A 13976-nucleotide genomic window follows, 5' to 3' on the forward strand; every position below is an offset into this window, starting at 1 on the left:
TCGACGTCTCACTCGACGACCAGGGGCGCGTCCGCAAGGTCCGCCAGCGGTTCAGCTTCGTCAACGGGCAGCGCCGCAGCACCGTGGCGGTCGCCTCGACGACGTTGCTGTACGACTTCGGGGCCCCGCGGGCGTCCCGGTGCGGATCGCCGGCCTCTTCGGCGGCGGTCTGCACAGCGGTGCGCCCGGCGGCTGGACCGTGGACGTCGTCAGCCCCGAGTGGCCGCACGAGCGGGTCGTCCTCTCGACGGGCCACGGGATCCACAGGGGACAGGCCGGAGAGACCTGGTGGCATGTCTTCGACGCCCACTACTCGGAGCTGCGTGCCGCCGGCTTCTCGCCCTCCGGGCAGACCCTCGCCGTCGCCACGAGCAGCGACCTCAGCCTGTGGACCCGCCGCGCCCCGCGCTGACGTACGGCCGCCTCCCCGGCTCGGCGTCGCGGCCGTTCACCCAGAAGAACAGGACCACCGAGGACACCGCGGCGACCGCGCACCACGTCGAGACGAACTCCAGCTCCCACAGCGTCCAGCAGACCAGCGCGCCGGCCGTGACCAGAACCCCCATCACCACCAGCCCGCGCTCACCGGACAGCAGCAGCGAGCCGATCGTCGCCACCAGGTAGCCCGCGATGACCAGTTGGGCGTAGGGAAGGTCGACGACGTAGCCGAGGGTGTGGCCGCGGATCTCGGCCGTCACGGGGCGTGCGGCGAGGGCGTGGGCGAGGGCCGCCGCGGTCGCCGCGCCGACCGCGACCAGCACGCCGATCCGGGCCCGTGCCCGCCGTGGCGCGGCACACCACACGCCCACCGGGACCCACACCGCCAGCAGGGGCATGGCGATGACGGCCCAGACGAGGGTGGCGGGCCCGCTGCCCCCGTCGGCGGCCCACACCGCCGACTCCACGATCTGATGGGCGCCGAGCAGCAACGGCAGTGCCGCCATCGGCAGATCGGTCCGCCGGCGCGCCCGGACCACACAGGCCACTCCTACGGCGGCGACCGCCGCGCCCGCCACGAGGTCGGCCTTCGCACTCCAGCACATGGCACCTCCACGGGATCCGTCCGCGTCCACCTCGGTCACCGGCCACGCTACGTCTCCGCCCCGCCGCGTCCGGGGTGACACGACGGCCGCGACGTGCCGTCATGACATACCCGGGAGCCCGACTCCGACGCCCGGCCCGGACAACACACCGCGCTCCGGGCCCAGTTGGCGGCCGTGCCACGAAACCACCCCCGGCCTGCGCGGGAACGTCCCCCCATGATTGGCTGACCCCGCCCACCGCACACCGTGCGCACGCACAGGAGGACATCGCAGCCATGAGCAACGCCTACACGTTCGAGTACAAGGTCGTCAGCTTCCGGGAGTCGTTGATCGGCGACGCCCTGGACGGCGACAAGCTGGAGAAGGTCCTCAACAAGCACGCCGAGGACGGCTGGGGCCTGAAGGCCATCACCGCCGCCGACGTCAAGGGCCGCATAGGCCCCGGCGCCGTCGAGGGCCTGCTCCTCACCTTCGAGCGGCCTCGCGCGTAACGACCGATGCCGTACGCGGGACGGGGGCCGGGATTCGTCAGCGCCGAGGAGTCGGAGTCGGCGTACCGGGGCCCGGGATCTCCCCCGACCCGCGCGGGATCAGTTCGGTCGGCATGACCACCCTGCGGGGTGGTGACGTGTCCCCGTGGATGCGGGCGAACAGCAGATGCGCGGCGCTCGTCGCGAGGGCGACCGGGTCCTGCGCGATGACCGTGACCGGCGGCGTCAACTGCGCGGCCAGCGCGAAGTCGTCGAAGGCGATGAACGCGACGGTGGCGGGCAGCACGGCCCGCACGCCGAACGCGAGGACTTCGTTGCCCGCGAGTACGGCCGTGGGCGGCTCCGGTGCGGAGAGGATCGCGGTGACGGCCCGGGCGGCGTCCGCGCCGGACCTCAACCCGTGCCGCACGAGCGCCGGATCGGCGTCGATGCCCGCCGCGTCCAGGGCCGCCAGATAGCCGCGGTGGCGTTCGCCGAAGGTCCAGATCTCCGGCTTGTCGCCGAGGTAGCAGATGCGGCGGTGGCCGTGCGCGATCAGATGCCGTACGGCCTGCCGTACCGCGCCGAAGTTGTCCACCACCACGGTGTCCACGTCCAGTCCGGACGCCGCCCGGTCCACGCACACGATCTTCGTGCCCCGCGCCTGCGCCGAGCGCAGGAAACGGTGGTCGCCCGCGACCGGGGTGAGGATCAGGCCGTCGACTCGGCGCGCGGTGAAGGCCGCGACGACCTCGCGTTCGCGGTGCGGGTCGGCTCGGCTGGAACCGATCAGGACCATGTTGCCGCGCCGGTGCGCGATGTCCTCGGTGGCCGAGGCGACGGCGGCCATGAAGGGGTCGGCAACGTTGTCCACCATGAGTCCGATGGTCTGGCTCAAGCGGTCCGTACGGCGCAACTGCCGTGCCACGTCGTCGCGTTGATACCCCAGCTTGCGGACGGCGGCCTCCACCCGGGCGGCGGTGAGCGGTGCCACGCCCGCCTCGCCGTTGACCACCCGGGACACCGTCATCACGCTCACGCCCGCTTCCGCGGCTACGTCTTTCATCCTGGGACGACTGGCCACGCCGCGTCCTCCAGAGATCATCCAGCGCGACCGGACTGACGGGCGATGACGGCCGCCCGATTCCCCGTTCGTTCACGACCCTTGACGCCCACCCACGGGCCTCCCAGAATCGACGAACTGTTAACGATACCAACCAGAAGGCACAGCATGGCCTCTGCAAGGGAACCCCTTCTCGCGGCACACGGCGTGGTCAAGCGTTTCGGCCACGTCCAGGCGCTCTCGGGCGCCGACTTCACGGCACACGCCGGCGAGGTCGTTGCCCTGATCGGCGACAACGGCGCCGGCAAGTCGACGTTGGTGAACGTACTTTCCGGCGTGCTCGCCCCGGACGAGGGCGAGGTGCGCCTGGACGGGGTGCCGGTCCGGTTCACCGGACCGATGGACGCGCAACGGCACGGAGTCGAGACCGTCTACCAGGATCTCTCCCTGGCGCCCGATCTTGACGCGGCGTCAAATCTCTATCTCGGCAGGGAACTTGTGCGCGGAGGCCTGCTCGGCCGCCTGGGCGTGCTCGACCGGCCCACCATGCGCCGGGAGGCGATCGCGGCGTTCGGTGAACTGGGCGTGGAACTGAAAGATGTGACGGCTCCTGTGACAACGTTGTCAGGAGGCCAGCGGCAGTCCGTGGCCGTGGCGCGCGCGGTCGCCTTCGCCAACAAGGTCATCTTCATGGACGAGCCGACCGCGGCCCTGGGCGTCGTCCAGCGCGCCCGGGTCCTGGAGACCGTCCGCAGGGTCGCCGACCGGGGCATCTGCGTCGTCCTCATCAGCCACAACATGCCTGAGGTGCTGTCGGTCGCCGACCGGGTCGAAGTACTGCGGCTGGGGCGCCGGGTCGCCTCGTTCACCGCGGCCGACGCCACGATCGAGAAACTCGTCGGCGCCATGACCGGATCGCTGGACGAGCCCACACACGAGAACCACGGCGCGGTCGGCGCGACGGAAGCGGAGGACGGGCGATGAGCGCCAACAGCCAGGACATCAAGCCGGCCGCCCCGGCACAGGATCCGCCGCCGGGGGACGGCGGACGCCTCGCGATACCCCCGTGGCTCCGACGGGCCGCCGGCATCAGCGAGTTGTGGACGTTCGTGATCCTCGTCGCGCTGGTCGCGTTCTTCACCATCGCGGCGCCGGGCAAGTTCTTCACCACGTACGACATCACGCAGATCGCGGTGAACGCGTCCATCTATCTGGTGCTCGGCGTCGGCATGACGTTCGTGATCATCACCGCGGGCATCGACCTGTCGATCGGCTCGGTGCTGGTGCTGGCGGCGGTGTCCGCCGGTGAGTACAACGTCCACCACGGCGGCCCCACCGCCGGTTGGTTCACGGTCGCCGTCTGCGTCGTCATCGCCCTTGCCGTGGGCACGGGTTGGGGCGCGTTGCAGGGAGCGGTGGTGGCGACCGGGAAGGTGCCGCCGCTGATCGTGACCCTGGGCGGTCTGGGCGCGGCGCTCGGCATCGCCGAACTCGCCACCGGCGGCCAGGACCCGGCCGGCGCGTCCGCCGCGCACCTCCAGAACAGCCTGGGATTCGGCAAGTTGCTCGGTATCCCCTGGATGGTGATCCTGGCGGCCGTGGTCACCGCCCTGTTCGGCGCGCTGCTCAGCGCGACGAAGTTCGGCAGCAACACCCTGGCGATCGGCTCCAACCCGACCGCCGTCCGCCGCGCGGGCATCCCGGTGGGCCGCCATCTGATCAAGGTCTACGGCCTGATGGGGCTGTTGGCCGGTCTTGGCGCGGTGATGTGGCTGGCCTCGTACGGCACGACGTCCATCGCCGGGCACTCCACGGACAACCTGAAGGTGATCACCGCGGTGGTCCTGGGCGGTACCAGCCTGTTCGGCGGCCGGGGTTCGGTACTGGGCACGGTGATCGGCGTGTTCATCCCCGCGGTGCTCACCACCGGGCTGATCGTCATCGGCGTTCAGCAGTACTGGCAGGACGTCGCCGTCGGTGTCGTCCTGGTCGCCGCCGTCTACATCGACCAGATGCGCAGGAAGACCCGGGAGCGCGCATGAGCCCGGCTCCGCTCCCCTTCCCCGCCTTCGCCCCGACCCTCGTATGACCCAGGAGGACACCCTTATGTCGAGCATCCGCATCTCACGCAAAGTACTGGTCGCCGCGGGGACCGTGCTGGCCCTGACCGGCGCCGCCGCCTGCGGTTCGTCGAGCGACAGCGGCAGTTCGGGGTCGAAAGGAGGGGCCTCCGGCAAGAAGGTCCGGCTGATCACCGGCGTGAAGAGCGACCCCTTCTACATCACGATGACCTGCGCGGCGCAGACCGAGGCCAAGGCCAAGGGCATGGACTTCTCCGCGGACGGTTCCGCGCAGTGGGACGTGTCGGTGCAGCGGCCGCTCCTCGACTCGGTGGCGGCGTCGCGCCCCGACGGGCTGTTGATCTCGCCGGTCGACACCAGCGCGCTCACCCCCTCGCTCAAGCAGATCCAGTCGGCCGGGACCAAGGTCGCGCTGGTGGACACCACGGTCACCGACTCCTCGATCGGCATCACCCGGATCTCGTCCGACAACGAGAAGGGCGGCCGGGTGGCGGCCGACGCGCTCGCCAAGCTGATGAACGAGAAGGGCTCGGCGATCGTCATCAGCGTCAAGCCCGGCGTCTCCACCACCGACGCCCGCATCAAGGGTTTCACCGAGGAGATGGGGAAGTACCCGAACATCAAACTGCTGCCGACCCTCTACGACAACGACCTGCCGGCCACCGCGGCCTCCCAGATCCAGTCGACGCTGGCGGCCCATCCCGACCTGGGCGGCGTCTTCGCGGGCAACACCAACACCGGCACGGGCATCGCCACCGGTCTCAAGCAGGCCGGCAAGCAGGGTGCGGTGAAGGTCGCCGCGTTCGACGCCGAACCGGACGAGGTCGCCTCGCTCAAGGCGGGCACCCTCCAGGTCCTGGTCGCGCAGGACCCGGCGGCGATCGGCAAGGAGGCCGTCGACCAGCTCGCCGCCGCCTTCGAGGGCAAGACGGTCCAGAAGTCGGTCGGCACCAACATGGTCGCCATCACCAAGGCGAACATGAACCAGCCCGAGATCAGCAAGTACTTCTACAAGGCGGGGTGTTGAGCACAGTCCCCCTGTCACCGCTGCCGGGTGCCCTCCTGCGTCACGGGTGCCCGGCAGCGGCGTATCAGAAAGGGGACTTTGCATGACCATGCGCGAGGGTGCATAATCTTCCCATGTCTAAGGTCCTCACCTCCCTCCCCACCGGCGAGCGCGTCGGCATCGCCTTCTCGGGCGGACTCGACACCTCCGTCGCGGTCGCCTGGATGCGCGACAAGGGTGCCGTCCCCTGCACCTACACCGCCGACATCGGCCAGTACGACGAGCCCGACATCGCCTCGGTGCCCGGCCGCGCGCAGGCCTACGGCGCCGAGATCGCGCGTCTGGTCGACTGCCGTGCGGCACTGGTCGAGGAGGGCCTGGCCGCGCTGACCTGCGGGGCGTTCCACATCCGCTCCGGCGGGCGCGCCTATTTCAACACCACTCCGCTGGGCCGCGCCGTCACCGGCACGCTGCTGGTCCGGGCGATGCTCGAGGACGACGTCCAGATCTGGGGCGACGGCTCGACCTTCAAGGGCAACGACATCGAGCGGTTCTACCGCTACGGCCTGCTCGCCAACCCGCACCTGCGGATCTACAAGCCCTGGCTGGACGCGGACTTCGTGACCGAGCTGGGCGGCCGCAAGGAGATGTCGGAGTGGCTGCTCGCCCACGAGCTGCCCTACCGAGACAGCACGGAGAAGGCGTACTCCACCGACGCCAACATCTGGGGCGCCACCCACGAGGCCAAGACCCTGGAGCACCTGGACACGGGCGTGGAGACCGTCGAGCCGATCATGGGCGTCCGGTTCTGGGACCCGTCGGTCGAGATCGTCGCCGAGGACGTGACGATCGGCTTCGACCAGGGCCGCCCGGTGACGATCAACGGCAAGGAGTTCTCCTCCCCCGTCGACCTGGTGATGGAGGCCAACGCCATCGGCGGCCGGCACGGCCTGGGCATGTCCGACCAGATCGAGAACCGGATCATCGAAGCGAAGAGCCGCGGCATCTACGAGGCGCCCGGCATGGCCCTGCTGCACGCGGCCTACGAGCGCCTCGTGAACGCGATCCACAACGAGGACACGGTCGCCCAGTACCACAACGAGGGCCGGCGCCTCGGTCGCCTGATGTACGAGGGCCGCTGGCTGGACCCGCAGGCCCTGATGGTCCGCGAGTCGCTCCAGCGCTGGGTCGGCTCGGCGATCACCGGCGAGGTCACTCTGCGGCTGCGGCGCGGCGAGGACTACTCGCTGCTCGACACCGCGGGCCCCGCGTTCAGCTACCACCCGGACAAGCTCTCCATGGAGCGCACCGAGGACTCGGCCTTCGGCCCGGTCGACCGCATCGGCCAGCTCACCATGCGCAACCTCGACATCGCCGACTCCCGCGCCAAGCTGGAGCAGTACGCCGTCCTCGGCCTGATCGGCACCGGCAACACGGCGATCGGCGCCGCGCAGGCCGCCGCGACCGGCCTCATCGGCAGCATGCCGGAGGGCGGCGCCGAGGCCATCGCCTCCCGCGGCGAGGTCTCCGAGGACGACGCGCTGCTCGACCGCGCCGCGATGGAGTCCGGCACGGACTGATCAACTCCGGGAATCAGTACCGCCGTTGGGCCGGTCCGACGCGTTCGCCGTCGGGCCGGCCTTTCGTCGGCCGGGACTGGCCGAGGGTGGTGGACGGGGTCCACGTACCCTTCCCCCGTGACCATGCCCAAGGCCGTCGGCGTGAGCGTCGACGCGATGATCGAAGATCTCCGCACCCTCGTCGAGGTCGAGTCCCCCTCCCGTGACCTGGACGCCCTGCGGACATCGGCCGGGACCGTCGCCGCTGTCGTGGAGACACGGCTCGGCGGGAAGGCGGTGCTCGTCGAGAGCGAGGGCGGGCCGCACGTCCACTGGTCCGGCGGCGGCACACCCCGCGTGCTGATCCTCGGTCACCACGACACCGTGTTCCCGCTCGGCACCCTCGCGCGCCGCCCCTTCCTGGTCGAGGACGGCCGGGCGACCGGCCCCGGCGTGTTCGACATGCTCGGCGGTCTGGTGCAGGCGATCCACGGGCTGGCGGCGCTGGACGACCGGTCCGGGGTCGAGATCCTCGTGACCGCCGACGAAGAGGTCGGTTCCCGCTCCTCCCGGGCGCTCATCGAGGAACGTGCCCTCGCCTGTGGTGCCGTGCTCGTGGTCGAGGGCGCGGCCGACGGCGGGGGCGTCAAGACCAGTCGTAAGGGATGCGGCACGTTCGAGGTCTCCGTCGCGGGCCGGGCCTCGCACGCGGGACTGGAGCCCGCCGCCGGGGTCAACGCGCTGGTCGAGGCGGCGTACCAGGTGCTGGACATCGCGGCGTTGGCGCGGCCGGAGGTCGGCACGACGGTCACGCCGACCGTCGCGTCTGCCGGAACGCTGGACAATGTCGTCCCCGCGCGGGCGACCGTCGTCGTGGATGTGCGGGTCGAGTCGGCCGCCGAGAAGGAGCGGATCGAGGCCGCGTTCGCCGCCCTCGCCCCTCATCTCGACGAGGCCGTGATCACCGTGGAAGGAAGTGTCGGCCGGCCGCCGATGCCCGAGTCCGCCGCGGCCGAACTGTTCGCGGTGGCGCGGCGGTTGCTGCCCGGGCTCGAAGGCCGGGCGGTCGGCGGCGGGAGCGACGGGAACTTCACGGCGGCGCTGGGGGTGCCGACGCTCGACGGGCTGGGAGCGGTCGGGGGCGGGGCCCACGCCGACCACGAGTATCTGCTCGTCGGGTCGATGGCCGAGCGGGCGACCCTCGTCGCCGGGCTGGTGGACGCGATCCGGAGCGCTTGACCCCGGACATGTCAGGTCCGTTCGGTCGGCATCAACAGGCCGCCGAAGAGCCATACTTGACCATGCGGGGGATCGTCCCGTGATGGCCTGATACGGGAGCGGCAATCAGTGAGCAGTGTCAGCAAAGTGGCGGGGAAGGTCGAAGTCCGGCTCCGTTGGGATCCGAGTCCCTGGGGGCAGCAGCCGCGCCATCTGGACATCGTCGCGGCGACCTACTCGGCCGAGGCCCCGCACGGACGCCCGGTGTACGTCGTCAACTCCGAGAGCCGCTCGCCGGACGGCACGATCAACATGAGCCGGCACAGCGAGAGCGGCCAGGGGTACGGCTACATGGAGGTGATGGTCCTCGAACTCGACCGTCTCGCCTCGTCCTTCGGGCGCGTGGTCGTGGGGGTGGCGATCCATCAGAACGGCGGGACCAGGACGTTCGGCGATCTGTCGCACGCCAGGGCGCTGGTCGTGGAGGGCTACAAGGAACTGCTGTCGGACGACTTCACGGAGGTGGCCGGGTCCACCGCGGCGACAGTCGCGGAGTTCACCAAGGCCCCCTCCGGAGCATGGGAGTTCCGCGCGATGGTGCGGGGGTTCGACAGCGAACCGGCGGGCTTCACCGCGGAGATGGGCAGCGCGTCTCGGCCCTGACCGGCAGGTCCGCCTTGAACTGCGGGAGCAGCGCCGTGACGGTCGGCCGCTTGTGGCGCAGCTCGTGGACCACGCCCATGACGACGGCGGTGGCCACCGCGATCAGGTGCTCACGCCCGGCCAGGTTGGGTCTCGCGATCGACTCCCACACCATCGATCCGCCGGTGAGGACGAACACGACGGGCGCGCGCCGCACGACGGCGAGATACGTGAACAGTCCTACGACCGCGGCGGACGGCCCGGTGTCGAGGACGTGCCCGATCTCCGGCCGCAGCCCGAGGCCGCCGCAGCCGGGCCCGATCAGGAGCATCACGCGCACCGTGAGGGTGCCGGCCAGCGTGGTCGCGTAGGCGACGACCAGCGTGCGGGCCCGGCCCAGGGCCAGCTCGGCCAGCGCGAAGGCGAGGAACAGCTGGGTGATGCCGGCCCAGACGGGCAGGTCGAGGGCGGGGACGTACAGCGATATGGGGGTACGCAGCAGGGCGAGCCACAGGGGCAGGTCGCCCTGGACGCCGCCGAGGTGCCGTACGACCGTGGCGCCGGTGGGCCGCTGGGCGAGCGCGTGGAAGAAGATGACGCCGAAGGCGGCGACGAACGCCAGGGACACCCCCGTCAGTCCGCGCCGCAGCAGCTGTCGTACCGGATCTACGACGATGCCCTGCCATTCACCCCGCAGTGTGCGCCAGATGAACAACGGTCCCCAACTCCCCCACCATCGGCCGTACATACGGATCGGAATCTAGCCCCCTGTGCGCTTCCTGTGCGTCCGGGGTCGGCCGGAGCCGTTGTCGCAGTTCGCGGACGGTACAGGTGGGGCTGATATTGAAGAGTGGGAAGCTTTCCCGACGGTTGTTCGACGACTGAAGGAAGCGGGAGGGCCGGTGCGCACCTCGAGAGATCCGGCCGGTTCGACCGTGGTCGACGCCGGGCACAGATCGACGCCTCCGCTCCGCTGGGCCGTGGTGGTGTTCTGGCTCGTCAGCGGTACGGCACTGGTGGCGTTGACCGGTATCGCCCTGGGCCGGGACACCCGGCCGGCCCCCTTTCTGGTGGTGTTGCCGGCGTTGATCGCCGGGCGCGGGACGGTACGGCAGACCACCGTCGCCTCCGTATGGGTGACGATCGTCATAGCCGGGTCCCTCTTCGACACCCCACTGCACACGGCGGGCGCCGACGCGGCCGTCATCGCCTTCACTCTCGTGTTCAACGGCCTCAGCGTGGCGCGGGCGGCCCAGCGGATCCGCTGGGAGGGCGAGATCGCGCGGCTGCGTTCGGCGGCGGCCGCCCTGCAACGCCAGATCCTGCGCCCGTTCCCCCTGATGACCGACCAGCTCCTGGTCCACGGCCTCTACCGGCCCGTGGAGGAGGACAGCCGGGTGGGCGGCGACGTCTACGAGGTCGTCTCCTCGCCGTACGGCACCCGTGTCTTCATCGCCGACGTCCAGGGCAAGGGCCTACAGGCGATCAGCGCCGCGTTCGCCGTGCTGAGCGCCTTCCGCGAGGCGGCCGTGGCCGAGCCCACGCTCACCGCCGTCGTCGACGCCCTGGAGGAGGCGGTGCTACGGCACAACTCCTTCGCGGCGCAGACCGGTGAGCGGGAGCGGTTCGTGACGGCGCTCGTGCTGGGCGTCGACGGTGAGCAGGAGGTCCAGGCGATCAACTGCGGTCATGTGGCGCCGCTGCTGCTGCACAAGGAGCGGGCCGAGCCGGTGCTCCGGCAGGAACCCTGCGTTCCGCTGGGCCTCGACGCGCTGGCCCCTGAGCCTCGTACCGTCGAATGGTTCGGCTTCCCCTCGGACGGCACCCTTCTGCTCTGCACGGACGGGGTCACCGAGGCGCGTGATCCGTCCGGCGCGTTCTATCCCCTGGAGGAGCGGGCGGCGGCCTGGGGCGATGTCCTCCCGAAGGACGTGCCGGCCACCGTCTACGGCGATCTGCGCCGGCACACGGGCGGCATGCCCCGCGACGACACCGCGCTGCTGGTGCTGCGCCGAAGGGGCGACGCGGGCCTCTCCTGACCGCACGGGCCGCGCCCGACGGTGCGGACACCGGTCACTGGCGGCCGCCCTGGCGGGGGTCGCCCGCGGTGAGGTGTTCGAGGACCTCGGCCAGTTCCTGGCAGGCCTTCTCCACCGAGAGTCTGGTGTTGCGCTGCTCGGTGATGACCGAGGACAGCAGCAGAGCGGTGAGGGCCATCGTGCCGTTGAAGGCCTGCAACTTCATCATGACCTCGACATGGGTCAGATCGGCGAACGGGCCGGTCTCCCGGGTCGCCGCGACGGTGGCCATGACGGAGGCGAACAGGGCGCACAGCATGCTGCCGGCGAAGCGGAACCGCAGCGCCGCCCAGATCAGCAGCGGATAGATCAGGAAGAGCAGGCTGACGTGGTTGTGGGTGACGAGGGGGACGATCACGCCGATAGTGGCCGCGAGCAGCAGGGCCTCCTTCCAGCGGTGCAGGTCAAGGGGCAGGCGTACGGTCCGCAGCACGAGCAGGAGCGGGGTCACGATCAGCACGCCCATCGCGTCGCCCACCCACCAGCCGAGCCAGACCGGCCAGAAGGAGTGCGCGGCCAGCTTGTCCGTGAGGACGAGCAGTCCGACCCCGCAGGTCGCGCTGATCAGCATGGCGGTCAGGGCGCCCAGGAACACCAGGGCGAGGCCGTCCCGCAGCCGGCCCAGGTCGGTGCGGAAGCCCACCCGGCGCAGCATGAGGTAGGCGCAGGCGGGGGCCACGGTGTTGCCGAGCAGCACGACCAGCGCGGTCGGCTGGAGCGAGGTGAGCGACATGATCACGAAGAGCACGCCGAGGGCGATGCCGGGCAGCACCCGCAGCCCGAAGATCAGCAGACAGGCCACGGCGACGCCGGTGGGCGGCCAGACGGGTGTGAACACGGCGCCGTCGACGACGAGCTCCCGCAGCAGGCCGAGCCGTCCCGCCGCGAAGTAGCTGCCGGCGACGGCCAGCGTCAGGAGGGCGTACCCGGCCGGTCGCCGCAGATCCACGAAACCCACCACAGCAGCCATCAGACACTGACCCGGCCATGTCGGCGAGGCGAGCGGCACGGGGCCGGGCCGCGTGGGAGGGGATCGGCACCTGCCCGGCGCCGGTGAGCGGGGCGCGGCGCGGGCGGCCGTAAAACCATCCAGGCGCCCCGGCAGCGCCTTCGGCAAACACCGCCGTCGTCAGCGGCGTCAGCGGCGTCCGGGCCATGCCCCACCGGACCTGCCCTACGCACCGCTGTCGGGCGCGTCGTGCCCCACGACCAGTACCGCCGCGTCGTCCTCGTGCCCCACACGCTCGGCTCCCTTGATCACGGCGGCCGCGAGCGAGCCCGCCTCCATGCCCGCCACGGCGGCGATTCCGGCGAGGCGCATGACCTGGTCGAGGCCTTCGTCGACGCTCATCGAGGGGCCCTCGACCACACCGTCGGTCACCAGGACGAAGACTCCGCCGGTGGTGAGCCGGTGCTCGGTCACGGGGTACCGCTGTCCGGCGACGATGCCGAGGGGCGGTCCGCCCTCGTCGTCGGTGATCCCGGACCGGCCGTCGGCGGTGGCCCAGACGGAGGGTATGTGGCCGGCCCGCGCGCTCTCCAGCACCCCGGTGATCGGGTCCAGGCGCATGAAGGTGCAGGTCGCGAAGAGTTCGGTGCCGAGGGACAGCAGCAGGTCGTTCGTCAGGGAGAGGAGTTCGCCGGGCTCGCTGGTGACGGACGCAAGAGCCCGCAGACCGACCCTCACCTGGCCCATGAACGCGGCCGCCTCGATGTTGTGGCCCTGGACGTCGCCGATGGAGAGGCCTATGCGCCCGTCGGGCATCGTGAAGGCGTCGTACCAGTCGCCGCCCACGTTGAGGCCGTGATTGGCGGGCGAGTACTTGACCGCGATGTGGAACCGCGGGGTGACGGGCATGTCGCCGGGCAGCATGCCGCGCTGTAGGGCGACGGCCAGTTCGAGCAGGGAGCGCTGGAGCTCCGCCCGCTCGCGTGCCTGGGCGGTCAGCGTCCCGAGTCTGGCCAGCAGTTCGTCGCCGTCGTCCGTGGGGCGCTTGCGGGACATTGACCACTCCAAGGGGGTTGGTACCGCTATAAGCATAAAGAACGGATTTTCTTCCCTCGGAAACTCGCGAGAACAGGACGCACGACAACGGCCCGGCCACCGCCGAAGCGGGGCCGGGCCGACCGGTCGTACGTGCCGCGTCAGCCCTGGCGGGCCTTGAAGCGCGGGTCCTTCTTGTTGATCACGAATGTCACGCCGCGGCGGCGAACCACCTGCGCGCCGGGCTTGGACTTCAGTGAGCGGAGGGAATTGCGGACCTTCATGACGTCCTCCCGTAGCGGCGCTCGAAGCGCTCCACACGGCCCGCGGTGTCCACGACGCGCGTGTTGCCGGTGTAGAACGGGTGGCTGGCCGACGAGATCTCGACGTCGATCAGCGGGTAGGTGTTCCCGTCCGCCCACTCGATCGTGCGCGCCGACCGCGCGGTCGAGGTGGTCAGGAACGCGGTGTCCGCCGCACGGTCGCGGAAGACGACCGGACGGGACACGGGGTGGATGCCAGACCTCATGGTGCTTCCTTCCTCAGGCCGTCCGCGATGGGACGGCCGCTCTGCTGGGTTCGATGCTCCTCGGGGAACTCGGCTCAACGCTCCTCGAGGAAGTCGACGTGCTCCCCCGCCACCGGGTCGTACTTGCGCAGGACCAGCCGGTCGGGGTCGTTGCGACGGCTCTTGCGCGTCACGTAGGTGACGCCGGTACCGGCCGTCGACTTCAGGGTGACGACGGGACGGTTCGTGGTGCGTGTCATGAGGACCTCCTTCCGCCCACATCCCGGGATTTTGTCCCGAGCATGTCAGCTACGTAGTCTCAAC

The 13976-nt window shown here is 70.7% G+C and carries 16 protein-coding genes and 1 pseudogene; 9 read left to right on the forward strand and 8 right to left on the reverse strand.

Annotated features, from left to right (window positions below; all coding sequences use genetic code 11):
* Window positions 1–121: 121 nt before the first annotated feature.
* Window positions 122–412 (forward strand): annotated as a pseudogene (locus ACNFOC_RS24660) (hypothetical protein); the annotation flags it as partial.
* Here ACNFOC_RS24660 and ACNFOC_RS24665 read toward each other — a convergent pair.
* On the reverse strand, window positions 381–1043 hold the full coding sequence (locus ACNFOC_RS24665) for a DUF6629 family protein (protein ID WP_416961273.1): 663 nt from the start codon (window positions 1041–1043) through the stop codon (window positions 381–383). The pseudogene ACNFOC_RS24660 and the gene ACNFOC_RS24665 overlap by 32 nt on opposite strands.
* 275 nt (window positions 1044–1318) lie before the next feature.
* On the opposite strand from ACNFOC_RS24665, the gene ACNFOC_RS24670 reads away from it, so the two are divergent.
* Window positions 1319–1534 (forward strand): DUF4177 domain-containing protein, encoded by a 216-nt coding sequence (locus ACNFOC_RS24670; protein ID WP_329264014.1) that lies wholly within the window; start codon window positions 1319–1321, stop codon window positions 1532–1534.
* A 37-nt stretch (window positions 1535–1571) separates the two neighbouring features.
* Here ACNFOC_RS24670 and ACNFOC_RS24675 read toward each other — a convergent pair whose 3' ends face one another.
* Entirely contained in the window at window positions 1572–2579 is a 1008-nt protein-coding gene (locus ACNFOC_RS24675; RefSeq protein WP_416961274.1) for a LacI family DNA-binding transcriptional regulator, read from the reverse strand.
* Between the two features lie 165 nt (window positions 2580–2744).
* Here ACNFOC_RS24675 and ACNFOC_RS24680 point away from each other — a divergent pair, with 165 nt between their 5' ends.
* From ACNFOC_RS24680 to ACNFOC_RS24705, 6 genes are all read left to right on the forward strand, one after another.
* The gene (locus ACNFOC_RS24680) at window positions 2745–3560 is read left to right on the forward strand and encodes an ATP-binding cassette domain-containing protein (RefSeq protein ID WP_416961275.1); all 816 of its coding nucleotides are present in this window, start codon (window positions 2745–2747) and stop codon (window positions 3558–3560) included.
* Window positions 3557–4618, forward strand: a complete 1062-nt coding sequence (locus ACNFOC_RS24685; protein ID WP_416961276.1) for an ABC transporter permease — start codon at window positions 3557–3559, stop codon at window positions 4616–4618. Before ACNFOC_RS24680 ends, ACNFOC_RS24685 begins: the two co-directional genes overlap by 4 nt.
* 64 nt (window positions 4619–4682) lie before the next feature.
* Window positions 4683–5684: an ABC transporter substrate-binding protein gene (locus ACNFOC_RS24690; protein WP_416961277.1), complete on the forward strand. Its 1002-nt coding sequence runs from the start codon at window positions 4683–4685 to the stop codon at window positions 5682–5684.
* Window positions 5685–5797: 113 nt separating this feature from the next.
* The gene (gene argG, locus ACNFOC_RS24695) at window positions 5798–7243 is read left to right on the forward strand and encodes an argininosuccinate synthase (protein WP_416961278.1); all 1446 of its coding nucleotides are present in this window, start codon (window positions 5798–5800) and stop codon (window positions 7241–7243) included.
* A gap of 123 nt (window positions 7244–7366) precedes the next feature.
* Window positions 7367–8461, forward strand: a complete 1095-nt coding sequence (locus ACNFOC_RS24700; RefSeq protein WP_416961296.1) for a M20 family metallopeptidase — start codon at window positions 7367–7369, stop codon at window positions 8459–8461.
* Between the two features lie 108 nt (window positions 8462–8569).
* The gene (locus ACNFOC_RS24705; RefSeq protein ID WP_416961279.1) at window positions 8570–9103 is read left to right on the forward strand and encodes a TerD family protein; all 534 of its coding nucleotides are present in this window, start codon (window positions 8570–8572) and stop codon (window positions 9101–9103) included.
* Here the strand turns inward: ACNFOC_RS24705 and ACNFOC_RS24710 are convergent.
* The gene (locus tag ACNFOC_RS24710) at window positions 9069–9830 is read right to left on the reverse strand and encodes a hypothetical protein (protein ID WP_416961280.1); all 762 of its coding nucleotides are present in this window, start codon (window positions 9828–9830) and stop codon (window positions 9069–9071) included. The genes ACNFOC_RS24705 and ACNFOC_RS24710 overlap by 35 nt on opposite strands.
* 154 nt (window positions 9831–9984) lie before the next feature.
* Here ACNFOC_RS24710 and ACNFOC_RS24715 point away from each other — a divergent pair, with 154 nt between their 5' ends.
* Window positions 9985–11121 (forward strand): PP2C family protein-serine/threonine phosphatase, encoded by a 1137-nt coding sequence (locus ACNFOC_RS24715; protein ID WP_416961281.1) that lies wholly within the window; start codon window positions 9985–9987, stop codon window positions 11119–11121.
* A 34-nt stretch (window positions 11122–11155) separates the two neighbouring features.
* On the opposite strand, the gene ACNFOC_RS24720 is transcribed toward ACNFOC_RS24715, so the two are convergent.
* The 5 genes from ACNFOC_RS24720 to rpmG form a co-directional block, all read right to left on the reverse strand.
* The gene (locus ACNFOC_RS24720) at window positions 11156–12130 is read right to left on the reverse strand and encodes an MASE1 domain-containing protein (protein ID WP_416961282.1); all 975 of its coding nucleotides are present in this window, start codon (window positions 12128–12130) and stop codon (window positions 11156–11158) included.
* Window positions 12131–12334: 204 nt separating this feature from the next.
* Window positions 12335–13165 (reverse strand): PP2C family protein-serine/threonine phosphatase, encoded by an 831-nt coding sequence (locus ACNFOC_RS24725; RefSeq protein WP_416961283.1) that lies wholly within the window; start codon window positions 13163–13165, stop codon window positions 12335–12337.
* Between the two features lie 140 nt (window positions 13166–13305).
* Window positions 13306–13428, reverse strand: coding sequence for a type B 50S ribosomal protein L36 (gene ykgO, locus ACNFOC_RS24730; protein ID WP_043662604.1), 123 nt, complete (start codon window positions 13426–13428; stop codon window positions 13306–13308).
* Entirely contained in the window at window positions 13425–13673 is a 249-nt protein-coding gene (locus ACNFOC_RS24735) for a type B 50S ribosomal protein L31 (protein ID WP_266866677.1), read from the reverse strand. The genes ykgO and ACNFOC_RS24735 overlap by 4 nt, the downstream gene beginning before the upstream one ends.
* Before the next feature lie 74 nt (window positions 13674–13747).
* Window positions 13748–13912, reverse strand: coding sequence for a 50S ribosomal protein L33 (rpmG, locus tag ACNFOC_RS24740; RefSeq protein WP_416961284.1), 165 nt, complete (start codon window positions 13910–13912; stop codon window positions 13748–13750).
* Window positions 13913–13976: the final 64 nt, after the last annotated feature.

Source organism: Streptomyces colwelliae (assembly GCF_048158785.1).
In the GTDB taxonomy this organism is placed as follows: Bacteria; Actinomycetota; Actinomycetes; order Streptomycetales; family Streptomycetaceae; genus Streptomyces.